General features: G+C 56.1%; 24 protein-coding genes. 10 read left to right on the plus strand and 14 right to left on the minus strand.

The annotated features are described in order from the left end of the window. Positions 1–831, plus strand: a complete 831-nt coding sequence (locus L579_RS14190; RefSeq protein ID WP_021184908.1) for a hypothetical protein — start codon at positions 1–3, stop codon at positions 829–831. Here L579_RS14190 and L579_RS14195 read toward each other — a convergent pair whose 3' ends face one another. After that, positions 832–2,022 carry an NAD(P)/FAD-dependent oxidoreductase gene (locus L579_RS14195; protein ID WP_021184909.1) on the minus strand — a complete coding sequence of 397 codons (1,191 nt, stop codon included), beginning with the start codon at positions 2,020–2,022 and terminating at the stop codon, positions 832–834. Between the two features lie 241 nt (positions 2,023–2,263). On the opposite strand from L579_RS14195, the gene pitA reads away from it, so the two are divergent. After that, on the plus strand, positions 2,264–3,763 hold the full coding sequence (gene pitA / locus L579_RS14200) for an inorganic phosphate transporter PitA (protein WP_021184910.1): 1,500 nt from the start codon (positions 2,264–2,266) through the stop codon (positions 3,761–3,763). A gap of 44 nt (positions 3,764–3,807) precedes the next feature. On the opposite strand, the gene uspB is transcribed toward pitA, so the two are convergent. Then, positions 3,808–4,143 carry a universal stress protein UspB gene (uspB, locus tag L579_RS14205; RefSeq protein ID WP_036626735.1) on the minus strand — a complete coding sequence of 112 codons (336 nt, stop codon included), beginning with the start codon at positions 4,141–4,143 and terminating at the stop codon, positions 3,808–3,810. 410 nt (positions 4,144–4,553) lie between these two features. On the opposite strand from uspB, the gene uspA reads away from it, so the two are divergent. Then, a complete protein-coding gene (gene uspA / locus L579_RS14210; RefSeq protein ID WP_013510885.1) occupies positions 4,554–4,988 on the plus strand; it encodes a universal stress protein UspA in 435 nt (144 codons plus the stop codon). Between the two features lie 128 nt (positions 4,989–5,116). On the opposite strand, the gene rsmJ is transcribed toward uspA, so the two are convergent. Both rsmJ and prlC read right to left on the minus strand, forming a co-directional pair. Beyond that, entirely contained in the window at positions 5,117–5,869 is a 753-nt protein-coding gene (rsmJ, locus tag L579_RS14215; protein WP_021184912.1) for a 16S rRNA (guanine(1516)-N(2))-methyltransferase RsmJ, read from the minus strand. An 8-nt stretch (positions 5,870–5,877) separates the two neighbouring features. Continuing rightward, entirely contained in the window at positions 5,878–7,920 is a 2,043-nt protein-coding gene (prlC, locus tag L579_RS14220) for an oligopeptidase A (RefSeq protein WP_021184913.1), read from the minus strand. Positions 7,921–8,106: 186 nt separating this feature from the next. Here prlC and L579_RS14225 point away from each other — a divergent pair, with 186 nt between their 5' ends. Continuing rightward, positions 8,107–8,949 (plus strand): 23S rRNA (adenine(2030)-N(6))-methyltransferase RlmJ, encoded by an 843-nt coding sequence (locus tag L579_RS14225; protein WP_021184914.1) that lies wholly within the window; start codon positions 8,107–8,109, stop codon positions 8,947–8,949. Positions 8,950–8,955: 6 nt separating this feature from the next. Here the strand turns inward: L579_RS14225 and rnz are convergent, their stop codons facing one another. Continuing rightward, positions 8,956–9,867, minus strand: a complete 912-nt coding sequence (gene rnz / locus L579_RS14230) for a ribonuclease Z (protein WP_021184915.1) — start codon at positions 9,865–9,867, stop codon at positions 8,956–8,958. Between the two features lie 125 nt (positions 9,868–9,992). Here rnz and gorA point away from each other — a divergent pair, with 125 nt between their 5' ends. From gorA to L579_RS14245, 3 genes are all read left to right on the plus strand, one after another. Continuing rightward, complete coding sequence (gene gorA, locus L579_RS14235; RefSeq protein WP_021184916.1) at positions 9,993–11,345, plus strand: glutathione-disulfide reductase; 1,353 nt, start codon at positions 9,993–9,995, stop codon at positions 11,343–11,345. 232 nt (positions 11,346–11,577) lie between these two features. After that, complete coding sequence (locus L579_RS14240; protein ID WP_021184917.1) at positions 11,578–12,510, plus strand: nucleoside recognition domain-containing protein; 933 nt, start codon at positions 11,578–11,580, stop codon at positions 12,508–12,510. Between the two features lie 320 nt (positions 12,511–12,830). Continuing rightward, positions 12,831–13,610 (plus strand): L-threonylcarbamoyladenylate synthase, encoded by a 780-nt coding sequence (locus L579_RS14245; RefSeq protein ID WP_021184918.1) that lies wholly within the window; start codon positions 12,831–12,833, stop codon positions 13,608–13,610. Between the two features lie 123 nt (positions 13,611–13,733). Here L579_RS14245 and L579_RS14250 read toward each other — a convergent pair whose 3' ends face one another. The 3 genes from L579_RS14250 to L579_RS14260 form a co-directional block, all read right to left on the minus strand. Beyond that, positions 13,734–14,750 (minus strand): zinc-dependent alcohol dehydrogenase family protein, encoded by a 1,017-nt coding sequence (locus L579_RS14250; RefSeq protein ID WP_021184919.1) that lies wholly within the window; start codon positions 14,748–14,750, stop codon positions 13,734–13,736. 144 nt (positions 14,751–14,894) lie between these two features. Further along, positions 14,895–16,031 (minus strand): epoxide hydrolase family protein, encoded by a 1,137-nt coding sequence (locus L579_RS14255; protein WP_021184920.1) that lies wholly within the window; start codon positions 16,029–16,031, stop codon positions 14,895–14,897. Between the two features lie 46 nt (positions 16,032–16,077). Continuing rightward, positions 16,078–16,899 (minus strand): SDR family oxidoreductase, encoded by an 822-nt coding sequence (locus L579_RS14260; RefSeq protein ID WP_021184921.1) that lies wholly within the window; start codon positions 16,897–16,899, stop codon positions 16,078–16,080. Between the two features lie 95 nt (positions 16,900–16,994). Between L579_RS14260 and L579_RS14265 the strand changes: the two genes are divergently transcribed. Next, a complete protein-coding gene (locus L579_RS14265) occupies positions 16,995–17,891 on the plus strand; it encodes a LysR family transcriptional regulator (protein WP_021184922.1) in 897 nt (298 codons plus the stop codon). Here L579_RS14265 and L579_RS14270 read toward each other — a convergent pair. Further along, on the minus strand, positions 17,888–18,529 hold the full coding sequence (locus tag L579_RS14270; protein ID WP_021184923.1) for a hydrolase: 642 nt from the start codon (positions 18,527–18,529) through the stop codon (positions 17,888–17,890). The two genes, L579_RS14265 and L579_RS14270, sit on opposite strands and share 4 nt — an antisense overlap. 238 nt (positions 18,530–18,767) lie before the next feature. On the opposite strand from L579_RS14270, the gene L579_RS14275 reads away from it, so the two are divergent. Then, positions 18,768–19,682 carry a bestrophin family protein gene (locus L579_RS14275; protein WP_021184924.1) on the plus strand — a complete coding sequence of 305 codons (915 nt, stop codon included), beginning with the start codon at positions 18,768–18,770 and terminating at the stop codon, positions 19,680–19,682. 8 nt (positions 19,683–19,690) lie between these two features. On the opposite strand, the gene L579_RS14280 is transcribed toward L579_RS14275, so the two are convergent. The 3 genes from L579_RS14280 to L579_RS14290 all read right to left on the minus strand — a co-directional run bounded on the left by L579_RS14280 (position 19,691) and on the right by L579_RS14290 (position 22,388). After that, positions 19,691–20,587 carry an alpha/beta hydrolase gene (locus L579_RS14280; protein WP_036626774.1) on the minus strand — a complete coding sequence of 299 codons (897 nt, stop codon included), beginning with the start codon at positions 20,585–20,587 and terminating at the stop codon, positions 19,691–19,693. A 173-nt stretch (positions 20,588–20,760) separates the two neighbouring features. Further along, the gene (locus tag L579_RS14285; protein WP_021184926.1) at positions 20,761–21,087 is read right to left on the minus strand and encodes a hypothetical protein; all 327 of its coding nucleotides are present in this window, start codon (positions 21,085–21,087) and stop codon (positions 20,761–20,763) included. Positions 21,088–21,179: 92 nt separating this feature from the next. Next, positions 21,180–22,388 carry an MFS transporter gene (locus L579_RS14290; protein WP_021184927.1) on the minus strand — a complete coding sequence of 403 codons (1,209 nt, stop codon included), beginning with the start codon at positions 22,386–22,388 and terminating at the stop codon, positions 21,180–21,182. Between the two features lie 93 nt (positions 22,389–22,481). Here L579_RS14290 and L579_RS14295 point away from each other — a divergent pair, with 93 nt between their 5' ends. Continuing rightward, on the plus strand, positions 22,482–23,423 hold the full coding sequence (locus L579_RS14295) for a LysR family transcriptional regulator (protein ID WP_021184928.1): 942 nt from the start codon (positions 22,482–22,484) through the stop codon (positions 23,421–23,423). 72 nt (positions 23,424–23,495) lie between these two features. Here L579_RS14295 and L579_RS14300 read toward each other — a convergent pair whose 3' ends face one another. After that, positions 23,496–23,993, minus strand: coding sequence for a TIGR00645 family protein (locus L579_RS14300; RefSeq protein ID WP_013510903.1), 498 nt, complete (start codon positions 23,991–23,993; stop codon positions 23,496–23,498). Between the two features lie 54 nt (positions 23,994–24,047). Beyond that, positions 24,048–26,723, minus strand: a complete 2,676-nt coding sequence (gene kdpD / locus L579_RS14305; RefSeq protein ID WP_021184929.1) for a two-component system sensor histidine kinase KdpD — start codon at positions 26,721–26,723, stop codon at positions 24,048–24,050. Positions 26,724–26,795: the final 72 nt, after the last annotated feature.

Consider the following 26,795-nt stretch of genomic DNA (forward strand, 5'->3'; position numbering starts at 1 on the left):
ATGGCATTTCCGAAATCACATGAAATATTAGCACTGACATCACAACCCGAATTAAATAATCGTGTGTCAGCCAACTACCTGACCACTGAAATTCTGGACGAAGCCTTGATCCTGGTCCGTTCGTTATCCACGGATGAAGTCTTCAGACTGGCTAAATCGGAAACCAGTCAGATTGCTTATACCCTGAAAGATTACAAAGACGAGAATAACCGCCGCCTGGCTTCCGGCGATGTCGAGTCAGGGCAGTTACCACTGGGGAGGATTAACCATCTGGATAACCGGGTCGCCGGTGTCCGCGTCCAGCATGTGGATAATGCCGCCAAAAGTGCGTTGGGGGGAACCGCGATATTTCTTGGTGCCGGGCTATGGGCGGGATTAGGTTCCAGTGTGGGCAGCATCATTGGCAGGAATGCCGTACAGTTCGGCGTCACCGCCGCCTCCGCGTGGGGAACACGTTTTGTGACGCAGAAAGTCGTGGCGGTGAATCAGATGGCGTCACATATCAAAAATCTCGCCGATATGTTCAATACCACCCACAATGCATTTTCTGAATTCCGCAATGACGTCTATGTCAAACGCGTACAGTACAAACCTGATGAAGACAGCCCGCCCCTGACTTTTGAACAAAATGTCACCGGTAAAAATGCACTTCCGGGCGATCAGGCCGCGGCAATTCAGCAGATACTGACCCGATTTATCAGCTCAGCCTATCAGCGCGTTGATATTGTTGGCCGACCTGCCGAGTTTATGAAGGTCTACTTTGAAGGCGGGGCCCCGCTGGATATTTCACGTATTCAGTATGATTACCTGATCAATCTCAAGTTGCCGTAATCAGGATGACAACGCCTGCGCGCACGCCCAGGCGGAACTCCACGCCCACTGGAAGTTATAGCCACCCAGCCAGCCGGTCACATCCACCACTTCGCCGATAAAATACAACCCGGGCACATCGCGTGCTTCCATGGTTTTTGACGATAACAGGGTGGTATCCACGCCGCCCAGCGTCACTTCAGCCGTGCGGTAGCCTTCGGTGCCGTTTGGCTGTACCCGCCACTGATGCAGGGTTTGCACCAGTTCGCCCTGCTGCTTGCTGTTGAGCTGCTTCAGGGTGACGTCAGGGATCTGGTTCAGCGCCTGCAACACTTCCACCAGGCGCTTCGGCAAAATTTTCGCCAGGCTGTTTTTCAGGCTGAGATTCGGATGGGCGTCGCGCTGGATATTAATAAACCCATCCAGCGGCGTTGCCGGGGATAAATCCACCGTCACGAACTCGCCGGGCTGCCAGTAGCTGGAGATTTGCAACACCGCCGGGCCTGATAAACCGCGATGGGTGAACAGCAACGCCTCTTTAAATAAGGTGCCGTCCTGCGCAGTGATGATGGTGGGTAAAGCCACGCCGGATAAGGTGTTCAATTGTTCCAGCAGCGGTTTATGCAGAGTAAAAGGCACCAGCGCAGCGCGCGTCGGGAACACCTGCAAACCAAACTGCTCCGCCACTTTATAACCGAACGGTGAAGCACCCAGCCCCGGCATCGATAAGCCACCGCTGGCGATCACCAACTTCTCCGCCTGCACCGTCATGCCGTTCAGTTGCAGGGTGTAGCCTGCGTCGTCACGCTGCACGCTCAGCACTTCGCTGCGCAACCGGAGCGTCACCTGTCCGGCTTCACACTCGGCCAGCAGCATATCCACGATTTGCTGCGCCGAATCATCGCAGAACAGCTGGCCCAGCGTTTTCTCGTGATATGCGATGCCGTGACGATTGACCAGATCGATAAAGTCCCACTGGGTATAGCGCGCCAGCGCAGATTTACAAAAGTGCGGGTTATGGGAGAGGTAGGCCGCAGGCTCGGTGTACATATTGGTGAAGTTGCAGCGCCCGCCGCCCGACATCAGAATTTTGCGGCCCGCTTTTTTGCCGTTATCAAGCAGCAGCACACGCAGGCCACGCTGTCCGGCCTGTGCAGCACAGAACATGCCCGCAGCACCCGCGCCAACAATGATAACGTCAAACTTTTCCACTGCTTTTTCTCACTTCACCCGAAAGGCGCTGATTGTAGTGATCTGTCCTCTTTGACGCCAGTGTCAAAAAAATGCCGTAAATATGTCATATTGTAAATGACTCATATTTCGGCATTTTTCCCTTGTTTAGGCGTGTGACTGGCAACATTAAGACAAAAAAAGACTATATTTCCCTTTCCCATACAGCACGTTGTCGCGGATAATGCGCCGCGTTCATGTCCTCCAAAATGGCGTAACGTTTATGCTACATCTGTTTGCTGGTCTTGACCTGAGTACCGGCCTGTTATTGGTTCTTGCCCTGCTGTTTGTATTGTTTTACGAAGCAATCAACGGTTTCCACGACACAGCCAACGCGGTCGCGACAGTTATCTACACCCGTGCGATGCGGGCGCAGCTGGCGGTTGTGATGGCAGGTGTTTTCAACTTTTTCGGTGTTTTGCTGGGCGGTTTGAGTGTGGCCTATGCCATTGTTCATATGCTCCCCACCGATCTGCTATTAAATGTTGGTTCAGCTCACGGCCTGGCTATGGTGTTCTCCATGCTGCTGGCTGCGATTATCTGGAACCTCGGCACCTGGTATCTTGGCCTGCCGGCGTCCAGCTCCCATACCCTGATTGGTGCCATTATTGGTATCGGTCTGACCAATGCTCTGATGACCGGAACGTCGGTGGTTGATGCGCTCAACCTGCCAAAAGTTCTGAATATCTTCCTTTCCCTGATCCTGTCGCCGATTGTCGGTCTGGTGATTGCCGGTAGCCTGATTTTCCTGCTGCGCCGCTACTGGAGCAGTACCAAGAAACGCTCGCGTATTCATATGACGCCAGCCGATCGCGAGAAAATCGACGGCAAGAAAAAGCCGCCATTCTGGACGCGTATCGCCCTGATTGTTTCCGCCATTGGCGTAAGCTATTCACACGGTGCGAACGATGGTCAGAAAGGCATTGGCCTGATCATGCTGGTGCTGATTGGTGTCGCACCTGCGGGTTTCGTGGTCAACATGAATGCCTCCGGTTATGACATCACCCGTACCCGTGACGCCGTCAACCATCTGGAGCAGTACTACCAGCAGCACAGCGAAACCCTGACGCACATCGTGCAGATGGTGCCGCCTGCGGTGCCTGCGCCAGAAGAGTCCATCAATGGCCCGCATGAATTCCACTGCGATAGCGCCCGCGCGCTGCCAGCGATTCAGCGAGCTCAGGGCTTACTGAACAATCTGCAAAGCTACAGTGACCTGACACCAGACCAGCGCAGCCAGATGCGTCGTCTGCTGCTGTGTATCTCCGATACCGCCGATAAAGCGGCGAAGCTGCCGGAAACCAGCGCTGACGACCAGCGTTTCCTGAACAAGCTGAAAAGCGATCTGTTGGGAACCGTTGAGTATGCGCCGGTGTGGATCATCATGGCCGTAGCCCTGGCGCTTGGCGTCGGCACCATGATTGGCTGGCGTCGTGTGGCGACCACTATCGGTGAGAAGATTGGTAAGAAAGGCATGACCTACGCGCAGGGTATGTCAGCGCAGGTGACGGCAGCGGTGTCGATTGGCATTGCCAGCTACACCGGGATGCCGGTTTCCACCACGCACATTCTGTCGTCGTCAGTCGCCGGGACCATGTTGGTTGATGGTGGCGGTTTGCAAAGCCGTACCATCAAGAATATCGCGATGGCGTGGGTGTTTACCCTGCCGGTGTGTATTCTGTTGTCCGGTTCCTTGTACTGGATTGCGCTGAAGCTGGTGTAATCACCGCTTCAGACACCGAAGGGCGACAGCAATGTCGCCCTTTTTTATTGCCAGACCGCCATCGCGATCAGGCTGACAACCACCAGCCCACACAGCCCGCTGGTCAAAATAAATTGCCCGCGTACCCGTTCACAGCGACGAATAAACTCTTCGTCGTGATGGTCACGATAGCGCTTCTCCCAGATATAGCGCACCAGGCGCACCTGTTTGCTGGGCTGACCGTGCGACGTAAAGAAGCCGGCACCATCCACATATTGATATAACAGCGGATCGCAACCACGTAGCACCGCCAATAACGAGCGCAGAGAAGAGAAGTAGCGCGCCATATTCACCAGACAAACTACACAAAGAGCCCAAAAAAGCGCGATAGTGCTAATCATGATCCCCTCCCGGCTGGAGACGTGGAGACGCAACGCTGTAAACGCTCCACGAGAAAGCCTTCCACTGAATGAATCGAATTGCGTTGTTTTTTTGCGAGTCCGGCGGTAAGTCATCAGGAGATGTATGACCGTCATTTTCAGTGTAGGAGATTTGGTAAAAATTTTTCCAGCGATGATTTTCGTTCACCGCGAGCGAAAAAAGCGATAACCCTTGATCTTCCTCACAGCGGTGCAGCGCCTTGCAGCATTTGTTAACAACTCTGGCTATACTGGAGGTATAACAACAAACCGCCTGCAAAGCATAAATCTCGATGGGTGGCGCTTATCGCCGTTATGCGCAAAGGATTTCGCCAGCCGTGACGTGGCAGGAATTCGGGTTGCCCCCAGAATCTTGTGAAAGGAGTTATATCATGGCTTATAAACACATCCTGATTGCAGTAGACCTTTCCCCTGAAAGCCAGTTACTGGTTGAAAAAGCCGTCTCACTGGCACGTCCCTATGATGCGAAGATTTCATTAATCCACGTTGATGTGAATTATTCAGACCTCTACACCGGGCTGATTGACGTCAATTTGGGTGATATGCAGAAACGCATCTCTGAAGAGACGCATACCGCACTGAAAGAACTTTCGACCAACGCCGGATACCCCATCAGTGAAACCCTGAGCGGTAGCGGTGACCTCGGTCAGGTGCTGGTGGATGCGATTAGAAAATATGATGTGGATTTGGTGGTATGTGGCCACCATCAGGACTTCTGGAGCAAGCTGATGTCCTCAGCGCGCCAGCTCATTAATACGGTGCATATTGATATGTTGATTGTGCCGTTGCGCGATGACGACGAATAACAAATCAGGCCGGGAAACCGGCCTGATTTTTTGTAGCGGCGCGATTTATCGCGCGGCCGTTTCTCAATAGCGGCACAAACCCGCGCGATAAATCGCACCGCTACAGCATGTTGCAGGTTTACGTGCGGTTATGGAGCCAGCGGCGGATAGATATCAAAACGATGGCTTTTGGTCACCACCGCTGACTGTGTCACCACACCCGCTAACGGCGGGGCGTAATCCGGGCGCTTCACCACAATACGTTTTTTCGCCAGACGCCGCGCCGGTTCCAGCAGTGCATCAGCATCCTCATCCGCGCCTACCAGAAACTGGAATACCCGCATCTCCTTTTTCACCATCGCGCTTTTTTGCCGGTGAGGATACATCGGGTCGAGATACACCACATCTGGCGCGGGCGTGATTTCACTCAGCGCCTGCTGGCTGACGACATGCAGCAGCGTTAATCGCTCGCGCAGCCAGCCGCCGATTTCTGCATCGTCATAACCCCGACGTAAACCATCCTCCAGCAACGCCGCCACCACCGGATGACGTTCCAGCATGCGCACCCGGCAGCCCAGCGCGGCCAGAACAAAGGCATCGCGTCCTAATCCGGCCGTGGCATCGACCACATCCGGCAGGTAATCACCCTTGATACCCACCGCTTTTGCTACCGCCTCGCCACGACCGCCGCCAAAACGACGCCGGTGCGCCATCGCGCCAGAGACGAAATCAACAAAAATGCCGCCCAACTTTGGCTCGTCGCGTTTACGCAGCTCAAGATGGCTGGCAGTCAGCACCAGCGCCAGTGGCGACTGTTCATCCTGCTCCAGCCCCCAGCGCTGGGCCAAATGTAATAAGGCGCCGTCTCCGGCGCCTGTTTCATCAATTAAACCGATTTTCACAAGCAGGCTTATCCCTGAATCCCGTAATGTTCCAGCATCGCATCGAGCTGCGGTTCACGGCCACGGAAGCGTTTAAACAGCTCCATTGGTTCCTCAGAACCGCCACGCGTCAGGATGTTGTCGAGGAACGACTGGCCGGTTTCACGGTTAAAGATACCCTCTTCTTCAAAGCGTGAGTACGCATCGGCAGCCAGCACGTCGGCCCACAGGTAGCTGTAGTAACCTGCGGCATAGCCACCCGCAAACACATGGCTGAAGGCGTGCGGGAAACGGCCCCATTCCGGGCTGGGTACCACTGCCACCTGCTTCTTCACTTCACGCAGGGTTTCGAGAATTTGCGCGCCCTGCTGCGGGTTAAACTCGGTGTGCAGACGGAAATCGAACAGGCCGAACTCCAGCTGACGCAGGATAAACAGCGCCGCCTGGTAGTTTTTCGCTGCCAGCATTTTATCCAGCAGTTCTTTCGGCAACGGTTCGCCGGTTTCATAGTGACCGGAGATAAACGCCAGCGCGTCCGGCTCCCAGCACCAGTTCTCCATAAACTGGCTCGGCAGTTCCACCGCATCCCACGGCACACCGCTGATACCGGACACGCCAGGGGTTTCGATACGCGTCAGCATATGATGCAGACCATGACCAAACTCGTGGAACAGCGTGGTCACTTCATCATGGGTGAACAACGCAGGCTTGCCCTGCACCGGACGGTTGAAGTTACAGGTGAGGTAAGCCACCGGCTTTTGCAAGCTGCCATCGGCTTTGCGCATCTGGCCGACACAGTCGTCCATCCAGGCACCGCCGCGTTTGTGCTCACGCGCGTAGAGGTCGAGGTAGAAGCTACCGCGCAGTTCGCCGGTTTCATCAAACAGGTCGAAGAAACGCACATCCGGGTGGTAAACATCGACATCTTTACGCTCTTGCGCGCTGATGCCGTAGATACGTTTCACCACTTCAAACAGGCCATTCACCGCACGCGCTTCCGGGAAATAGGGACGCAGTTGCTCATCGCTGATGGTGTAGAGATGCTGCTTCTGCTTTTCACCGTAGTAAGTCAGATCCCACGGATTCATCTCGTCAACGCCGAACTCTTTTTTGGCGAAGGCGCGCAGTTGGGCCAGCTCCTTCTCACCCTGTGGACGGGCGCGTTTAGCAAGGTCAGTGAGAAAATCGATCACCTGAGACGGGCTTTCCGCCATTTTGGTCGCCAGCGATTTATCCGCGAAGGAATCAAAGCCGAGCAACTGGGCCAGTTCGTGGCGCAGCGCCAGTTCTTCCGCCATCACCGGGCCGTTATCCCATTTACCGGCGTTCGGGCCTTGATCAGACGCACGGGTTGAGTAGGCGCGATACATCTCTTCACGCAGCGCCGCGTTGTCGCAGTAGGTCATCACCGGCAGATAGCTCGGGATATCCAGCGTCAGCAACCAGCCTTCCTGCTCTTTGGCTTCCGCCATCGCTTTGGCTGCCGCCAGCGCGCTTTCCGGCATACCGGACAGCTCCGCTTCATCGGTGATCAGTTTGTTCCAACCCTGAGTGGCATCGAGGACGTTGTTGCTGTAGGTCGAACCCAGCTCAGACAGACGCGCGGCAATCTCGCCATAGCGTTTCTGTTTTTCTTTATCGAGTCCGATACCCGATAACTCGAAATCACGCAGGCTGTTATCCACCGCTTTCTTCTGGGCGATATCCAGCGCCGCATAGTTGTCACCCTGCTTCAGGTCACGATACGCCTGGTACAGTCCTTCATGCTGACCAACCCAGGTGCTGTATTCGGACAGCAGCGGCAGCGTCTGCTCATAAGCCTCACGCAGTTCCGGGCTGTTTTTTACCGAGTTCAGATGGCTGACCGGCGAAAAAATACGCCCGAGGCGATCATCCACTTCTGCCAGCGGTTGTACCAGGTTATCCCAGCTATAAGGCGCGCCCTGTGCCACTACGCGCTCCACCGCCGCACGGCAGTCATCCAGTGCGGCGGTTACCGCAGGAACAACGTGCTCAGGTTTGATGGCAGAAAAAGGCGGAAGGGTAAAAGGCGTAAGTAACGGATTGGTCATAAGCGCAGTCCTTTTATGGAGTATGGGGCGCGATCGGTCGCGCAACGCAATCTTACTAACATGCGGCCTGATTAGCGGAAAATCAATGCTGCCCCGAAACGTCAGCAATTTTTATCCAGCGCGGCTATAATCCCGCCACATACGATGTAGTGAATTCTTTGATCCAACCGCGGACCCCTCTTTTTTATGCTGAGTTATCGCCACAGTTTTCATGCCGGCAACCATGCCGACGTGCTCAAACACACCGTTGAGAGCCTGATCCTGACCGCCCTGATGGAGAAGGAGAAGCCTTTCCTCTATCTGGATACCCACGCCGGTGCCGGACGTTACCAGCTGAGCGGTGAGCACGCCGAGCGTACCGGTGAATATCTGGAAGGCATCGCGCGTATCTGGCAGCAGCCGGATGCGCCGGAACTGCTGAAGCCTTACTTCTCAGCGATCCGTAACCTGAACCCTAACGGCACCCTGCGCTACTATCCGGGTTCACCGCTGATTGCCCGCCATCTGCTGCGCCAGGACGATAAACTGCAACTCACCGAGCTGCATTCCAGCGATTATCCGCTGCTGCGCAATGAATTCAGCAAAGACAGCCGTGCGCGTGTCGAGCGTGCCGATGGTTATCAGCAGTTGAAAGCCAAGCTGCCACCGCCAACGCGCCGTGGTCTGATCCTGATCGACCCGCCGTATGAGCTGAAAAGCGATTATCAGGACGTGGTGAAAGGCATTCAGGAAGGTTACAAACGTTTCAGTACCGGTATCTACGCGTTGTGGTATCCGGTGGTGCTACGTCAGCAGATCAAACATATGACCAAAGATCTGCAAGCCACCGGCATTCGCAACATTTTGCAGATTGAGCTGGCCGTCCGCCCGGACAGCGACCAGCGTGGCATGACCGCTTCGGGGATGATTGTGATTAACCCACCGTGGAAGCTGGAGCAGCAGATGAAAGAACTGCTGCCGTGGCTGCATCAGAAACTGGTGCCAGCAGGCACCGGTCATACTCGTATTGAGTGGATTGTGCCGGAGTAAGGCGTACTAAATCTCGAACACCGCAAAATCATGTGCCAGCTCCGTCGCCGCAAAGATGGACTGGCACTCCGCCAGCAATCTCTCCCGGTCCTGTGACAAATAACGCGAGCTGAAATGGGTGGCGATCAACCGCTTAGCCCCGGCCTGTTTTGCCACTTCTGCCGTTTGTATCGTGGTGGAATGGCCGCGACTGTTGGCCTTCTCCGCCAGCGCCGCCTCCAGCGTGGTTTCGTGCACCATCACATCGGCATCAGCCGCCAGTTGCAACGCCACCTCAGTCGGCCCGGTATCGCCAAAAATCGCCACCACCTTGCCTTTGGTGGACGGCCCCAGATATTCAGCGCCATTAATTTCGCGCCCATCCTCCAACCGGACACGCTCGCCCTGCTTCAGTTGCTGATACCACGGCCCACGCGGCACCCCTTCCGCTTTCAGGCGCGGTGCATCAAGAAAACCGGGGGTATCATGCTGTTCGATACGGTAGCCGTAGCACTCCACAATATGGTTCATCGGCCAGGCGGTGACACGGAAATCACCGTCGTCAAACACCAGCCCGGCGGCGATTTCCACGATTTCCAGCGGAAAGCTGGTATAGGAGCCGCTCAGGCTCAGCGCCGTCTCGATGAATTGACGGATACCTGACGGACCATAGATGGTCAGCGGTTCTTTTAAGCCCGCCATCGAGCGACTGGTGAGCAATCCGGGCAGACCAAAAATATGGTCGCCGTGCAGATGGGTAATAAAGATTTTTTCCAGCTTGCTCGGTTTCAGCGCCGAACGCATGTATTGATGCTGCGTCGCCTCACCACAATCGAACAACCAGGTGTCACCCCGTTTGGATAAGGTCAACGCAATGGCGGTGACGTTACGTTGCAGGCTTGGCGCACCTGCGCCGGTGCCAAGAAATGTCAGTTGCATACGGTGCTTCCCTGTAATGGGTTTTGATCCAACCCTATCACAATCATAGGTGCAATCTTTGCGCCCTTTCCCCTGTCAGCGTTACACTCTAACCCAATTTTTCTTCCTGCAAATGGACACATCTGATGACCAGACATTTTGACTACCTTGCCATTGGCGGCGGCAGCGGCGGAATCGCCTCCATTAACCGTGCAGCGATGTACGGCCAGAAATGCGCCCTGATTGAAGCCAAAGAGCTGGGCGGCACCTGTGTCAACGTAGGTTGCGTACCAAAAAAAGTGATGTGGCACGCGGCGCAGATTGCCGAAGCTATTCACCTGTATGGCCCGGATTACGGCTTCGACACCACGGTTAACCGCTTCGACTGGTCAACCCTGGTGAAAAATCGCAGCGCCTATATCGATCGTATCCACACCTCATACGACAACGTGCTGGGCAAGAATAAGGTGGAAGTAATCAAAGGTTTCGCCCGTTTTGTTGATGCGCACACCGTGGAGGTGAACGGCGAAACCATTACCGCTGATCATATCCTGATCGCCACTGGTGGCCGTCCAAGCCATCCCAACGTGCCGGGAGCAGAATACGGCATCGACTCCGACGGCTTCTTTGAGCTGGATGCGCTGCCAAAACGTGTGGCGGTCGTCGGAGCCGGTTATATCGCCGTGGAGCTGGCAGGGGTGGTCAACGCGCTGGGCGCGGAAACCCACCTGTTTGTGCGTAAGCACGCGCCGCTGCGCAGCTTTGATCCGCTGATCACCGATACGCTGGTTGAAGTGATGCAGGCTGAAGGCCCGTCATTGCATACCGATTCCATCCCGCAAGCGGTGATCAAAAACGCTGACGGCAGCCTGACGCTGCAACTGGAAAACGGTCAGGAGCAAACCGTAGATTGCCTGGTATGGGCGATTGGCCGTGAGCCAGCCAACGATAACTTCAATCTGGCCGTCACTGGCGTGGCGCTGGATGAGAAAGGTTATATCAAGGTGGATAAGTTCCAGAACACCAGCGTGCCGGGCATTTACGCAGTGGGCGACAACACTGGTGCGGTGGAGCTGACACCAGTAGCGATAGCAGCAGGCCGTCGCTTGTCTGAGCGTCTGTTCAACAACAAGCCGGACGAACATCTGGATTACAACAATATCCCGACCGTGGTGTTCAGCCACCCGCCGATTGGCACTGTCGGTCTGACCGAACCCCAGGCGCGTGAGCAGTACGGCGATGATCAGGTGAAAGTGTACAAATCGGCCTTCACCGCCATGTACACCGCCGTCACCCAACACCGTCAGCCATGCCGGATGAAGCTGGTCTGCGTAGGACCGGAAGAGAAAATCGTCGGTATCCACGGTATCGGTTTTGGCATGGATGAGATGCTGCAAGGCTTTGCAGTGGCGCTGAAAATGGGTGCCACCAAAAAAGACTTCGACAACACCGTGGCGATCCACCCGACCGCAGCGGAAGAGTTTGTGACGATGCGCTAACTAACCCGGCCAGCATGTTACTGCATGCTGGCTTTCCTCCCTTTCCCTTCCAGACAAAAACTCTGTTTCTTTACTACTCAATCCTCGCTCGCCGGGATAACATTTCTTCCTTTGCAGACGCTAACGCATTTATCGCATGGCTGTTTTTTTGGTGAATTATTTGGCAGAGGGAGGCTGGCGTGAATATTTATTTTGCGCAGCGGGGATTAAGTAGCAAGGAACAGAATCAGGCATGAATATCATCAGTATTATTATGTCGGCGGGCAAAGCCTCCGTGGATGTGGCGCTGTATACGCTGATTCCCATCATGGTTGTTATGTTATTTGTGATGAAATATCTGGAGGCAAAAGGCGTACTCGATTTTATTGTGCGTCATACCACGCCGTTATTAAAACCTTTGGGTATTACCGGGCTGGCGTTATTTGCTCTCATCCAGTTAAATTTTGTCAGTTTCGCCGCTCCGCTCGCCGCCCTGGCGATTATGGAAAAACGTGGCACCTCCGATCGCCATATGGCTGCCACGCTCAGCATGTTATTTGCCATGGGCCAGGCAAATGCCTTTTATCCTTTGATTCCTGCCGGTCTGCATTGGGGGGCGGCCATACTGATCTCGATTTGTGGGGGCATCGTGGCGGCTTCCACCACTTACCACTTTTTTGGTCGTAAGCTCTCTGCCGTCGCGCTGCGTGATGAAGACGAAGGAATCAGTCATAACGAAGCGAAGCCCGGCCTGATTGCCATTATCAATAATGCCGGTTCCGATGCGATTCGTCTGGCGCTTGGCTCGCTACCGATGTTGATCCTCTCCTTATCGGTAGTCGGCATTCTGAAAGAGGCCGGTGGCGTAGAATTGCTGACCCGGTGGTTGTCTCCGTTGCTGGATCGGCTGAATATTTCCGAGGTCTACATTCTGCCCGCGCTCACCAAATGCCTGGCAGGCGGCACGGCCTACTATGGCGTCATTGCTGGTTTGGTGGAAAAAGGGTTGTACAGCGCCCACAATATTAACGCGTCGGCAGGTTTGCTGATCCAGACCTTCGACCTGCCCGGCATCGGCATTTTCCTCGGGCTGTCCAGTCGCTTCCCACGACTGTTCCGTTTCGCCGTACCGGGTATTCTGTTAGGTATCGCGCTGCGCGCCACGGCGCATTCTCTCCTTTTTTAAACGCAACGCTAAACAGGTAACCACCTGTTTAGCGCTTCAATTTTCTAAATAACACCACAGTTCTTAAGCGTTATTTAAAATTAACCCTATCTATTTTATCGTTATTTTCATCAGTTGCATGACGGTTATTGTTAGTATTATTATCCCGAGAAGATTATTGCTGAACGCTGCAATTAACCCTATAACTCTAATGGTTTGCCTGCTAATAAATAACGGCAGAGCATATCCTGAAGAAATATCGGGTTAATAACGTAATCCCTTATATTCATCGCAGGTAATATTCCTGTGCGTCATATTTTGTATGCAGATAGGGTCTTTCCATGAGCGGTAAAAAAATAACCTGGAATGGCGGGTTACAGCACGAAGCCATCGACATTCTGGCCAAAGAGGGCGGCATGATCGTCAGCCCCACCAAGGTCGGCTACATCATTATGACCTCCGATAAAGCCGGTCTGGAGCGCAAGTTCGAGGCGAAAAACCGTAATCGCAACAAGCCAGGCGTGGTGCTGTGCGGCTCGCTGGAGCAACTGCGTTCCCTGGCACAGCTCAACCCGGAAATCGACGAACTGTATCAACGCCACTGGGATCAGGACATTCTGCTGGGCTGCATCTTACCGTGGCGTGAAGATGCGTTGTCGCGTATTCCGGCTGACGGTTCCAAAGCGTTAATGATGGATGGCCGCCAGACCAGCTGTTTCGTGATTAAATTCGGCAAGCCGGGTGAAATACTGGCAAAAGAATTGTGGGAAAAACACGGTAAATTCTCCTTTGCCAGCTCCGCTAACCCATCCGGTCAGGGTAACCGCGGCTTGGTTGAAGGTATTGGCGAACGCATTGAATCCCGTGCCGATTTAATTATTGCTGCCAACGATTACGTGAAATCCATTCAACCCAATGACGACAACAAAGTGCGTTATGAGCAGGGAGTGATGGTGTCGATGGTGGATAATGAAGGTCGTTTAATCCCGGAGCAAAAAGGCGAGCGCAAAATCACACCCTGTCCGGTGCTGATCCGCAAAGGTCTTGATGTTGATAAGATTATGTCGCTGCTGTCGGATATTTTCCCTTCGTGGGATTATCGTCACGGCGATTATTATTAATTGTAGCGCGATGAATCGCGCCGCTACGAAACTTTGCAGATATTGTTCATAACAGCGCGATGAATCGCGTCGTTATGAAGCTTTGCAGATACGGTAGCGGCGCGATTTATCGCGCAATGAAATTTACCATTCCACCGTAATCTTGCCGAAGTGACCGGCGTTTTGTTGATGCTGAAACGCGGCCGGTAGATCTCCCAGGGTGCCGTAACTGTCGCTGATCACCGGACGAATGCCGGTCTGATCCAGTGCGCGCACAAAGTCCTGCTGCTGGCGGCGATGGCCGACAATCAATCCCTGAATGCGCGCCTGCTTTGCCATTAACAGCGAGGTAGGGATCACGCCCTCACGCCCGGTCAGCACGCCGATCAACGCAATATGACCACCGACTCGCACCGCTTCGATCGATTGCGCCATCGTGCCGGGACCGCCCAGCTCAATCACCACATCCGCACCCTGACCCTGCGTCAATTGCTGCACCGCTTTGCCCCACTCCGGCGTGCTGCGATAGTTAATCACCTCATCCGCGCCCAGCTCGCGCGCACGCGCCAGCTTTTCATCGGACGAGGAGGTGACGATCACCCGTGCGCCCATGCTTTTGGCAATTTGCAGCGCGGTGATGGACACGCCACCGGTACCCAGCGTCAGAATGGTATCACCCGCTTTGATCTGCGCATCACCCACCAAGGCGCGCCAGGCCGTCAGACCGGAGGTAGTGATAGTCGCCGCTTCCGCATGTCGCCAGCCTTTTGGTGCCAGGGTGAAGTGGCTGGCCGGACGCACCACCACTTCTGCGGCAAAACCGTGCGCACCATCGCCCGGTGTTTGGGCAAAGTTTCCGACCTGAGCCGAGGATAATCCGTCTTGCCACTGCGGGAAGAAGCCGGATACCACATGATCGCCCACCTTAAATTCGCTGACGCCAGCGCCAATCTCTTCCACCACCCCCGCGCCGTCTGCCATCATAATGCGGCCATCAGCGGTCGGAATGGCCCCCTGGGCGACCAGTAAATCGTGGAAATTCAGTGAAGTGGCATGAATTGCCACCCGGATCTCACCCGGCCCAGGTTTGCCGGGGTCCGGCAGGTCCACCAATTGCAAATTCTCCAGTCCACCGGGGCTTTTTAAGATCATCGCTTGCATTGTCAGTCATCCTCGTCAGCAAAAAGGTAAGTGTGGCAGTGATAGCGAATCCCTGCCTTTTCCGATGGTGCTCAGCATGACAAAGGAGAAGACATCACGGAAATCGTGATTTTTGATTTTAGATATCGCCAGAAATGATACCTTTCAGCGCAATGGCTGATAAAACGCCCGAATCTCCTGCGCCAACAACTCTGGTTCCTCCATCGCGGTAAAATGCCCACCGCGTGGCAGTTCATGCCAGTGCCGAATAGCCAGATTCTGCTCTGCCCAGTGGCGCGGCGGCGGCATCAGGTCATACGGAAAACGCGTCAACCCGGTTGGCACGGTGATTTTCGCCATCGGCGGAAGCGAGTGGCTGTTTTCGTAATAGAGGTTGGCTGAGGTGCCGAAGCTAGCGGTAAGCCAGTACAACATGATGTTATTGAGCAACTCATCTTTGCTGAAGCGACCAAACACATTGCCCTGGCAATCACCCCAACTGTGGAATTTCTCCAGAATCCAGCTTGCCAGTCCGACCGGGGAATCATTGAGCGCAAATGCCAGGGTTTGCGGTTTGGTGGATTGCAGCGCCATATACGCCCCTTCCTGCGTAATCCATTTCATCGCTGCCGCCTGATAGTCGCGCGCTTCATCGGTAAGATCTGCACCGGTCGCCTGCATCAACGGGCGTACCAACCCGATATCGGTGAGGTGAATACCCACCAACCTGTCGGGATGCTGCACCGCAAGGTAGCGGGTGACGCCAGAACCAATATCGCCCCCGCTGGCGGCGAAACGCGGGTAGCCCAACTCGGTCATCAACTGCGCCCAGAGATCGGCGATTTGCGCGTTGTTAACCCCGCCCGGCGGGCAGGCCGAAAAGGCAAAGCCCGGCAGCGATGGCACGATAACATCGAACGCATCCTCCGCCTTGCCACCAAAACGTGCCGGATCGGTCAACAGCGGGATAATTTTCTGGTAGCGCAAAAACGAATCGGGCCAGCCGTGAGTCAACAACAGCGGCAACGGGTCAGGCCCGTTGCCGCGTTGGTGGACAAAATGGATCTGCATCTCATCCTGCCGCCAGTAATAATGCCCAAGCTGGTTAAGGTCGTGCTCCTGCTGACGCCAGTCATACTGATGCAGCCAGTAATCCACCAACGCTTTTAGCTCATCAGGCGCGGTGCCTTTCTGCCACGCAGCGCCGGGCAGGGTCGCCGCCCAGCGCGTCTGGCGCAGACGCCATTCGAGGTCATCCAACTGTGATTGCGCGATATCAATCTGAAACGATTGCACAGACATAGCAACTCCTGGAGTTTAATCAGGCTCTGCCTCTACTGTAGTCTGCTCAGGCATCCGCGCCATAGGCCAGTGCTTTTTGCGTATGCAACTCCGCCAGACGATTTTGTAAGGCCATATCAATGTGCTGATAAGCGGTGCTGCCAAGAGCCAGTCGCAACGGCATCTGCGGCTGTTCCAGGGTGGCGATCATCGCTGTCACACATTTTTCTGCATCACCGAGGATGGCAAACTCTCCTGACTGCAACCTGCGTCGCAGCTCACCCGAGGCGGTAGCGCGATAGCATTCCAGCGCCGTAGCCACATCCAGTCCGGCACCAAAGTTGGTCGCCGTCGGGCCAGGTTCCACCAACAAAAAGTCGATGCCAAAGCTCGCGACCTCCTGGCGTACCGCCTCAACAAAACCCTCAATGCCCCATTTGGTGGCGTGATACAGGCTGAAGTTGGGATAAGCCACCTGGCCGCCTTCCGACGACAATTGGGCAATACGACCGCCGCCCTGCTGACGCAGCAGCGGAATCGCTGCACGAATCAGCTGAATCGAGCCGGTGAGGTTGGTGGCAATTTGCCGTTCAATTTGCGCATCACTCAGCTCCTCGGCGGCACCAAACAGGCCGTAAGCGGCGTTGCTCACCACCACATCAATGCGCCCGGCGCTGGCAAAAGCTTGCGTGATGGCGGGTGCAATGGTGGCGGTCTGCGCCAGATCCAACGCGATAACCTGCAAACGTTCAGCGTAGCGTTGTTGCAGGTCAGCCATCGCCGCCACCCGACGAACGCAGGCAATCACAACATCACCACGCGCCAGTGAGCGTTCACTCATCAAACGACCCAGCCCATTGCTGGCACCGGTAATTAACCAGGTTTTCATCTTTGTTTCCTCCTGTTGAAAACCTGATGGTAGATCGCTTTACTGGTGGTTATCGTCTCCCTAATCGCGCATGACCTGGTGAGGAAAAACCACCAATGAGAAGACCTTCGTGGCATGAACTGCAAGCCATCAGAACGCTGGCGGAGCAGCGCAGCTTTCGCCGCGCCGCCGAAATGCTCGGGCTAAAACGTTCCTCACTCAGCCATCTGGTAAAAGGGTTGGAACACAATCTGGGTGTACAGTTGTTTCAGCGCACCACGCGAAGCGTGGCACTGACCGAGGCAGGCCAGCAGTTGCTCAGCCGGCTGACGCCGCTATTGAATGAGATGGACGAGGTGCTGTTTGACGTCAGCGCTCAGCGCCAGCAGCATTCCGGCACGCTACGTATCAGCGCCAGCGATGCGGCAATTGGCTTGCTGCTAACGCATGTTATTCCGGCGTTCAGCGTCCAATATCCGCAAATAGAACTGGACCTCGCCGCGCAGGGTGCACTGGTGGATATCACCGCGCAGGGTTTTGATGCCGGCATTCGGCTGATTGAAGACGTGCCGCAGGATATGGTGGCAGTGCCGCTTGGCGGCCCGCTGACGTTTGTTACCGTGGCAGCCGGGGCTTACCTCGCTGATCATCCGCCGGTACAGCATCCGCAGGATTTACAGCAGCACCAGTGCATCCGCCAGCGGCTGCCGAGTGGTAAACGCTATCGCTGGGAATATCAACGGCAGGAGGAGTCGCTGGAAATGGATGTGCCGGGTACGCTGACGCTCGACAACAATGCGCTGATGGCCCAGGCGGCCATCAGCGGTTTAGGTATCGCTTACCTGCCGCTGCCGTACGCCAGCGCAGGATTAGCCAACGGCCAGCTGGTGGAGTTGCTGGCCGAGTGGCGTGTGCAGTCGGCGGGCATCGCCTTGTGGTTTCCTCCTAACCGCCATCAGTCGATGGCGCTACGGCTGTTTATCGATGCCCTGAAAACGCATCTGCCCTATTAAAGCTGACGTTGCGGCGCTTTATGCACCATAGTGTAGGCATAATCAACGCCCATACCGTAGGCACCGCTGTGCTCACGCACCAGGTCCATCACCGCGTCATAGGTCTCTTTGCGTGACCAGTCGCGCTGGTACTCCAGCAACACCTGCTGCCAGGTCACCGGCACCGCACCGGCCTGCACCATCCGTTGTACCGAACGTTCGTGGGCATCCACGCTGGTGCCGCCTGAGGTGTCAGTCACCACATAGACTTCATAACCCGCTTTCAACGCCATCAGTGCCGGGAAGGTCAGGCACACTTCGGTCCACAGCGCGGAGATAATCAGCTTTTTACGTCCGGTTTTTTCTACCGCGGCAACAAATTTGGCATCTTCCCATGAGTTCATTGAGGTACGCTCAATCGGCTTCGCTTCCGGGTGTACCGCCAGCAGTTCCGGCCAGATGTAGCCGCTAAAACTTTCGGTTTCCACCGAAGTGTAAATCACCGGCACGTCGAAAATCTTGCCCGCTTTTGCCAGGGCAACGGTGTTATTTTTGAGCTGCTGGCGATCGATATTGGCCACGCCAAATGCCATCTGCGGCTGGTGGTCGATGAAGATCAGGGTAGAGTTTTGCGGGTCGAGCAGGTCAAGTTTAGACATGGTAAATTCCTCAGCGGTATAGGTTTTGTGTGTTGTGTCGTTGAGATGAACTTTAAAAAAAACCGTGCTGAAGAGATAACGGAAAGAATTTTATAAGTTGTTCAAAACGATTTTAGAAGATTGATTTAACTGGAAAAAACAACCATTCCCTCGCCAAAAGCCTGCGAAACAACGTTGATCAGTCGGTGAAGACAGGCGTAACCTGTGATCACAAAATCAAAAATTCACCATCGCAAAAATGATTGTTCGTCCCCACCAGCATTGGTTCCTGCGGCTGTTTGACTGGCATGGTTCAGTGCTCACCAGCATCCTGTTCCGCCTGTCACTCAACCTGCTGATGTCGCTTGTCGCCATCCTCGGTTTTCCCTGGTATGAAACGCTCGGTATCCATCTGACTACCGCGCCGTTTAGCCTGATTGGTGTGTCGATCGCCATCTTCCTTGGCTTTCGTAACAACGCCAGCTACGCACGCTTTACCGAAGCCCGCACCCTGTGGGGGACATTGCTGATTACCCAGCGTTCCCTGTTGCGCCAGGTAAAAAGTATTCGCACGCTCAGCCTGGATCAGGCGCGTGAATTTGCCGATCTGCAAATTGCCTTCAATCTGAGCCTGAAGCATCAACTTCGCCGCACGGACCCGCTGACGGATTTGCAGCGCACCCTGCCGCCGCGCTGGCACAATGCGGTGCTACATCAGCCGCTGGCGACCACGCAGATTTTGATGTGTATGGGGGAGTGGCTGGCGCAACAACGGCATGAAGGGCATGTGTCGGATATTGTCTGGCAAAGCATCGATGAGAACCTGAATCATCTTTCCACGATACTGGGCGGATGCGATCGTATCGCCAGCACGCCGATTCCTTTTGCCTACAGCTTGATTCTGCACCGTACCGTGTATCTGTTCTGCACCCTGCTGCCTTTTGCGCTGGTGTCAGATCTGCACGCCATGACGCCACTGGTGTCGGTGTTTATCTCCTACACCTTTTTGTCGCTGGAATCGTTGGCGGAGGAACTGGAAGACCCGTTTGGTACCGCGCCGAATGACCTGCCGTTGGACGCCATTTGTGTGGCGATTGAGCGTAACCTGAAGGCGATGAACGGTGATCAGTTGCCGGAACCGTTGCAGCCGGATAAATATTTTAACCTTACTTAATCAAAAGCTTAGCTCAGATGGTCCAGCCAGCGCGTATAAGCCTGATCCCACAGTGCCGCTGGCGTTCCCGCTTTACCCAGGCCAAAACCGTGCCCGCCACTGCTCAACTCGATCAGCTCCACTGGCACGCGCATACGGCGGCAGGTATCACGCATTAATTCGGTGTTATACGGATTAGAGGTGTGGTCATCTTCCGCCTGCGCCAGAAAGGTGGGCGGATAGTTGTGGGTAACAAAGTTCTGTACCGACCAGTTAGCCTCTTCCGCCGGGGTGGCGTTTTTCCCCACCATCATCAAATGGGTGTTGGTGTGCTGATACGGTGCTTCAAGGGTGATCACCGGATAGATCAGGCCGACGCTGTCCACTTTCGGCACCACCTCATCAAGCGGGTCCTGCGCCGGATAGCTGTCGAAATCAGGGCGAGCCGCCGCCATTCCCAGCAGATGACCGCCCGCCGAGAAACCCAGCACATGGACTTTGCGTTCAAAGGAACGGACCAGACGAATCGCGCGCTGCGCATCCTGCAACGGGGCCAGATGGCCCGCCTGCCACTTCTCGCCCGGTAAGCGGTAACTCAGCACATAGGCGGTGTAGCCGTTGGCATTGAGCCAGCGCGCTACGGGCCAGGCCTCGCGCCCCATACCGATCCATTTATAACCGCCGCCCGCCGCAATCAGCACCGCTTCGCCATTGGGATTTTCCGGGCGAAAACGCTGGATAGCCGGGGAGACAATGTTGGACCAGGAACCGTTGGCACTGACACGCAGCAAACCCGATGGGCCACCGCCACCGGGCGGATCTTCCGGCCAGAGAGGGATAATGTCATCACGGGCAAACAGTTTGCCTGTGGTCATCGAAAGTACTGTTGCCCCGGTTGCCAGCAAAAGGCGGCGACGCGTTATCATCATGCTGTGAAGCCACTGTCAGGAAAGGGACAGCCTTGAGGCTGTGTCTCGTTATGGTGATGCAAGTCCAATGCCAAACGCTGGCGATTATGTACGCAATCTGTACAAAAAAGCTATAAAAAACGCGCCAAAAATGGCGCGAATTTTAGGGCTACCCCGGTCGATAAAAAGATTTAATCTTCCTGCTGAAATTGCGTCATCACCGTCTGTTCGCATTGCTGCTGGTTATGACGCAACTGGCTGCGTTCATCCTCGCCCAACTGTAACCAACCGCTGATCACTTCCTGCGCCATCTCTTCATCGAATTCCGACTGGCCGCTGGCGATTTGCGCCTTCATTTTTGTCACATAACTGTCCATCGTTCCGGTGCTTTTTTCGCTGCTTACCAGATGGCACAACTGGCTGGCATAGACGTTTTGTTCCGCGTCTGCGTTGGGATCTTCCGCCAGCGCACTGGTCGACAGTGACAGCCCAATGAGGGCGAGCAACCAAACTTTCATAACAGGCTCCTGTAGTTGCCAGAAATTGCGATGCCCCATGTTGCGCACCTGTTGCCATCCATGCAACTAAATTCATCAGGCAGCCTGACACATCAGTTTTTCAGGTGACGGCTCGCCAGACGAATCATCAGGCTTATCGCCGCCGCCAGGGTCGAGAGCGCTACCACACCGGTCCAGCCCCAGTGCGCCAACGCCAGACTACCCAACGCGGCACCGGTTGCCATACCGATAAACACCACGGTGAACATCAGGGCGTTAAGACGGCTACGCGCTTCCGGTGCGAGGCTGTAGACCAGCGTCTGATGCGCCACCAGCGTCGCCTGTACGCCGAGGTCAAAACCGACGGTACTGATGATGATTAACCCAAGCTGGGCGGATACCGGCAACACCGGCAACAGGAACATCAGCGCAAAGGACACCATGACCAGCGTGGCACCATATTGGGTCACACGGGCCGGACCGATGCGGTCGGCAAAGCTCCCCGCCAGCGGTGCGGCCAGCGCACCGGCGGCACCCGCCAGGCCAAAGGCACCTGCCACTGCGCTATCCAGATGGAAGCGATCGCTCAGCATCAGCGCCAGCGTTGACCAGAAGGCGCTAAAACCTACGGACAGCAAGCCTTGCGCCAGTGCGGCACGGCGCAGCGTCTGGTGATGCTGCCACAGATGCGCCAGCGACAGCAGCAGACGCGGATAACTCACCGAGGTGCCCGGTGTAAAGCGTGGCAGCACGCGCCACAGGGCGAGGCTGATCATCAGTACCGCTGCGGCAGCCACCAGGTACATGGTGCGCCAGCCGAAGTACTCCGCCACCACGCCGCTCACCACCCTGGAGAGCAGGATGCCGACCAACAGCCCGGTCATCACCGTACCCACGGTTTTCCCCCGGCTACGTTCCGGGGCCAGCGCTGCTGACGCCGGAACAATATCCTGCGCCACGGTGGCGGTTAAACCGGTAACAAAGCTGGCGATCAGCAGCGCGTTCAGGCCGCCGGAGAAACCACACAGCAGCAGCGCCGCCATCAGCAGCAAACCTTTTATCAGGATGATGGTACGACGATCGTGGCGATCGCCAAGCGGGGCCAGCAGCAGGATGCCCAGCGCATAGCCTGCCTGCGTCAGCATCGGCACCATGCCGACGCTGCCAATGCTGGCGTTAAATTGTTTGCTGATGATATCCAGCATCGGCTGGCTGTAGTAAATCGATGCGACACTCAGACCGGCACCCGCCGCCAGCGTAAAGACCAGCGGTGTGGGCAGTGACTCAGTGACCTGTTCAGATGATTGCGTCATGGCAGACATAATTCGGTTCCCCCGTGAAAGTGCGTTTATTAAAGCGCGTCACAGCCATACGCGGTAGACTGATGAAAGGCAAAACCGTTATACGTGGTACGTATGAGCAATCTTTCCAGCGTTGATCGCATCGAACTGATGCAAACCTTTATCCGCATCGTGGAGAGCGGCTCCCTATCGGCAGCTGCCGCGCAACTCGGCACCACCCAACCGACCATCAGCCGCCGTTTGCAGGCGCTGGAGCAGCGGCTGGGGCTAAAGCTGATTCTGCGCACCACCCACGCGCTAAAACTCACCGATGACGGCGAGCGTTGCTACCAGCAGGCACGCCAACTGCTCGCCACCTGGTACGCGCTGGAAGATGAGTTGACCGGTGCCAGCGATGACCCGGTGGGTACGTTGCGGGTGCGGGCGCCACATGCGTTTGGCCAGGATCAGTTGGTCGCCCCGCTGGTGGATTATCTGCAACGCTATCCGCGTCTGAATGTGGAGTGGATGCTGAACGACCGCACGCCCGATTTTGTCGCCGAAAACGTCGACTGTGCCATTCAGGTTGGTGCGCCGACCGACCCTTCAGTGGTGGCCATTCTGCTGGCAGAGGTGCCGCGTTTTGTCGTGGCTGCCCCATCGTTACTGGCCGCGCATCCGCCGGTGGAAAAGGTTGAACAGTTACCGCATCTGCCGTGGCTGGCGCTCACCAGTTTTTATCACGGCGAGATTGCGCTCCAACGCCTGAGCGACGGACATCCGGTGAATCTGGCGATCAGCCCACGCCTGGCCAGCGACAGCCTGTACGCGGTACGCAAAGCCGCACTGGCGGGCATGGGCGCGGCCGTGGTGTCGTCATGGGTAGTGCAGGAGGATTTGGCGCGCGGCGATTTGATTCAACTGGTGCCAGAGTGGCAGGCACCGCCGTTACCGGTATGGCTAACCTATCCGTGGGCCAGTTACTACCCGGCAAGGTTGCAGAAGTTTTTTGCCATGATTCGCGAAGTGATGCCGCAGTTAGCGGGGACACAACCCGCAGGCAGAGTGCCGTCGTAGCGGCGCGATTTATCGCGCGTCTTTTTCCCGCATCGCGCACGAAATTGCGCGATAAATCGCGCCGCTACGGAATTATTTTTTCTCTGCTTTGGACATATTGTCCAGATAACCCATGACAAACGCCGACAGCACAAACGTCAGGTGGATAATCACAAACCACATCAGTTTATCATTGGCGACGTTGCGCGCTTCCATAAACACCCGCAGCAGGTGAATTGAGGAAATCGCCACAATTGACGCCGCCACTTTATTCTTCAGCGAACCGGAATCCATCTTGCCGAGCCAGCTCAGCTTCTCTTTGTGTTCGGCGATATCCAGCTTAGAAACAAAGTTCTCATAACCGGACAGCATCACCATCACCAGCAGGCCACCAACCAGCGTCATATCCACCAGCGACAGCAGCAGCAAAATCAGATCGTTTTCACCGATGCTGAGGATGTCAGGCAACAGGTGAAAAATCTCCTGGAAAAACTTAATCGTTAGCGCCAGCAATCCCAGTGAAAGTCCGATGTAAACCGGTGCCAGCAACCAGCGCGATGCATACATCAGGTTCTCGGTAAAACGTTCCATAATTTCCCATTAATCAACCGACAAGTCGGCGATTATAACCGAACAAATGTGAAGTTATTTCAGCCCGTCTTCAGAAATTTCAGGAGGCGGCGGCAGCGGCAGCGAGAGCCGGAACGAAGCGCCGCCTTCAGGACGGTTCTCCGCCCAGATGCGTCCACCGTGAGATTCGACAATGGTTTTGCAAATCGCCAGTCCGAGACCCACGCCCGGCACGGCCGATTCTTTATCGCCACGGGCAAACTTATCAAAGATGCGTGTCAGGGCATCCGGCGCAATCCCCGGGCCGCTATCCCAAATGGCGATTTCCAGCCGGGTATTTTCACGCCAGGCGCGAATGCCATGCTGTGCCGCGTTCCCGGCATATTTCAGGCTGTTTTCGATGATATTGGTAAACACCCGCTCCAGCATGCTGCTGTCGCCTTTGATCAACACCAGCTCAGCAGGCAGATCGAGGGTGAAGTCATGGCCTTTCAGCGAGGGGCCCATGCTGCTCAGCGCCCCACCGATCACCTCATCCAGCGCCACCCACTCTTCACGCAGATTCAACCCGCCAGACTGGATGCGCGCCATATCCAGCATGTTGCTGACCAGCCGGATGGTACTTAGCGTCTGCTCGCGGATCTGATTAGCCTGTGCGACATATTTCGGCTGTTCGCTGGCAAGGTCGAGCATCAGCATTTCCGCCTGACCGAATAACACTGTCAGCGGCGTGCGCAGGTCATGCGACAGCGCCGACAGCAACGCGTTACGCAGTTGCTCACGCTCCGCCGCCAGGCGCGAAGCGGCTTCGCTTTGCGACAGCGCCATCCGTTCCAGTGCGTTGGCGATCAATACGGTGAAGGTTTCCACCAGCCGCTGCTGTTCCGGGATCATCAGCTGACGTAAATTCTCTGGCTCCACCACCAGCAGGCCACGGCAGTGGTTGCCGCTTTTTAGCGGCAGAATCTGGTACGGCACCGCCGGTAAGGTATCGGTGCCGGCCCCGGCGGGTTGCCCTTTGCTGTAGCTCCACTTAGCAATGCCCAGGTCCGGTGGCGTGCCCATGCTGCTTTCCCCCACCGCCTGCAACTCGCCCTGCTCATCCGGCAGCAGCAGCAGACTGCGTGCCTGAAGCGTCACCTCAATCACCCGCTGGCTGGTGCTGGCGATATCCTGTGGCGTCAACGCGCTGCCGAGCGACTTCGCCATCTCATACAAATGGCGTGCCCGCTGCTCGCGATAACGCGCCACCCTCGCCTGGTAACGTACACCTGCCGTCAGATTACCGACAATCACCCCCACCGCCAGCATCACCCCGAAAGTCACCAGATATTGCAGATCCGACACCGCCACGGTGCCGGTCGGTGCCACAAAGAACAGGTCAAAAGCGAGGATGTTGATCACCGTGGCGAAGACCGACGGCCAGCGACCAAAGCGCAGCGCGACAATCACCACCGCCAGCAGATAGATCATCACGCCATTGGCCGGGGCAAACTCAACCAGCAACCAGCGACCTGCGGCGGTAACCAGGATGCACAGCACCAGCGCCATCAGGCAGCCGCGGAGCTGCATACGCCATTTTTCCGCGCTGGCGCGCTGACCATTTAGCTGCGAAGGGGCATCGCGTACCGGTTCATCCAGCGCCACTACCAGCAAATCGAGGTCCGGCCCCAGTTCACCGAGCCGCTGGGCAAAACTGTCACGCCGCCAGCGCCGCTGTGGCTGGCGGCCGGTGACGATCTTGCCGAGGTTGTGTTCACGGGCGTAGCGCAGTACCGCGCGCGCCTCGTCGGGATCGGACAAAGTGGCGGTTTCCGCCCCCAGCTCCTGCGCCAGTTGCAGCGTGCGCAGAATGGCGCGGCGACGCGCTTCCGGCAGGCGATTCAGGCGTGGCGTTTCCACGTACACTGCGTGCCACTCGCTGCCAAGCCGTGCCGCCAGCCGTGCCGCGGTACGCACCAGCTTTTCACTACCGGTGTCATCGCCTATGCACAACAGAATGGCATCACGCGTGTGCCACACCTTGTCGCGTCCCTGTTGATCGCGCCAGGCACGCATCTGGTCATCGACCCGGTCGGCGGTACGGCGCAGCGCCAGTTCACGCAGGGCAAACAGATTGCCTTTACGGAAGAAGTTTTCGATAGCACGTTCGGCGCGGTCGCCAACGTAGACTTTGCCCTCCTTCAACCGCTGACGCAGATCATCGGGAGGCAGATCCACCAGCACCACTTCATCTGCGGCGTCGAAGAAGGGATCGGGCACGGTTTCGCGCACCTGAATACCGGTAACGCCACCGACCACATCGTTCAGGCTTTCCAGATGCTGAACGTTGACGGTGGTGATCACATCGATACCGGCATCGAGCAACTCTTCAATGTCCTGCCAGCGCTTCGGATGGCGTGAACCCTGCACGTTGGTGTGCGCCAGTTCATCCATCAGGATCACCGCTGGATGGCGCGCCAGCGCGGCATCCAGATCGAACTCCGCGTGCCGTGAACGGCCGGTGGCGCGACGTGGCAAAACCGCCAGCCCCTGCAACAGGGCGGCGGTTTCATCACGGCCGTGGGTTTCGACCACACCCGCCAGCACATCCAGTCCCTGGGCACGCAGGCGTTGCGCCTCCTGGAGCATGGCGTAGGTTTTCCCCACCCCGGCACAGGCACCAAAGTAGATTTTGAGTTTGCCGCGATGGCTATCGCTGTGGTTCAGCAGCAGCGCATCGGGGTCCGGGCGCGGCAGTTCGTCGTTCATGTTCAGTCCGTTATCTCTCCGATCCGTAGCGGCGCGATTTATCGCGCAGATTTTTCCCACAGCGTGCACAAA

It is taken from the genome of Pantoea sp. AS-PWVM4 (assembly GCF_000468095.1).
Classification (GTDB): Bacteria; Pseudomonadota; Gammaproteobacteria; order Enterobacterales; family Enterobacteriaceae; genus Pantoea; species Pantoea phytobeneficialis.

Coding starts and splice junctions, on each gene's coding strand:
- L579_RS14190 (WP_021184908.1), top strand. CDS start 1: ATGGCATTTCCGAAATCACATGAAATATTAGCACTGACATCACAACCC.
- pitA (WP_021184910.1), top strand. CDS start 2,264: ATGCTACATCTGTTTGCTGGTCTTGACCTGAGTACCGGCCTGTTATTG.
- uspB (WP_036626735.1), bottom strand. CDS start 4,143: ATGATTAGCACTATCGCGCTTTTTTGGGCTCTTTGTGTAGTTTGTCTG.
- uspA (WP_013510885.1), top strand. CDS start 4,554: ATGGCTTATAAACACATCCTGATTGCAGTAGACCTTTCCCCTGAAAGC.
- prlC (WP_021184913.1), bottom strand. CDS start 7,920: ATGACCAATCCGTTACTTACGCCTTTTACCCTTCCGCCTTTTTCTGCC.
- L579_RS14225 (WP_021184914.1), top strand. CDS start 8,107: ATGCTGAGTTATCGCCACAGTTTTCATGCCGGCAACCATGCCGACGTG.
- rnz (WP_021184915.1), bottom strand. CDS start 9,867: ATGCAACTGACATTTCTTGGCACCGGCGCAGGTGCGCCAAGCCTGCAA.
- gorA (WP_021184916.1), top strand. CDS start 9,993: ATGACCAGACATTTTGACTACCTTGCCATTGGCGGCGGCAGCGGCGGA.
- L579_RS14240 (WP_021184917.1), top strand. CDS start 11,578: ATGAATATCATCAGTATTATTATGTCGGCGGGCAAAGCCTCCGTGGAT.
- L579_RS14245 (WP_021184918.1), top strand. CDS start 12,831: ATGAGCGGTAAAAAAATAACCTGGAATGGCGGGTTACAGCACGAAGCC.
- L579_RS14250 (WP_021184919.1), bottom strand. CDS start 14,750: ATGCAAGCGATGATCTTAAAAAGCCCCGGTGGACTGGAGAATTTGCAA.
- L579_RS14255 (WP_021184920.1), bottom strand. CDS start 16,031: ATGTCTGTGCAATCGTTTCAGATTGATATCGCGCAATCACAGTTGGAT.
- L579_RS14260 (WP_021184921.1), bottom strand. CDS start 16,899: ATGAAAACCTGGTTAATTACCGGTGCCAGCAATGGGCTGGGTCGTTTG.
- L579_RS14265 (WP_021184922.1), top strand. CDS start 16,995: ATGAGAAGACCTTCGTGGCATGAACTGCAAGCCATCAGAACGCTGGCG.
- L579_RS14270 (WP_021184923.1), bottom strand. CDS start 18,529: ATGTCTAAACTTGACCTGCTCGACCCGCAAAACTCTACCCTGATCTTC.
- L579_RS14275 (WP_021184924.1), top strand. CDS start 18,768: ATGATTGTTCGTCCCCACCAGCATTGGTTCCTGCGGCTGTTTGACTGG.
- L579_RS14280 (WP_036626774.1), bottom strand. CDS start 20,587: ATGATAACGCGTCGCCGCCTTTTGCTGGCAACCGGGGCAACAGTACTT.
- L579_RS14285 (WP_021184926.1), bottom strand. CDS start 21,087: ATGAAAGTTTGGTTGCTCGCCCTCATTGGGCTGTCACTGTCGACCAGT.
- L579_RS14290 (WP_021184927.1), bottom strand. CDS start 22,388: ATGTCTGCCATGACGCAATCATCTGAACAGGTCACTGAGTCACTGCCC.
- L579_RS14295 (WP_021184928.1), top strand. CDS start 22,482: ATGAGCAATCTTTCCAGCGTTGATCGCATCGAACTGATGCAAACCTTT.
- L579_RS14300 (WP_013510903.1), bottom strand. CDS start 23,993: ATGGAACGTTTTACCGAGAACCTGATGTATGCATCGCGCTGGTTGCTG.
- kdpD (WP_021184929.1), bottom strand. CDS start 26,723: ATGAACGACGAACTGCCGCGCCCGGACCCCGATGCGCTGCTGCTGAAC.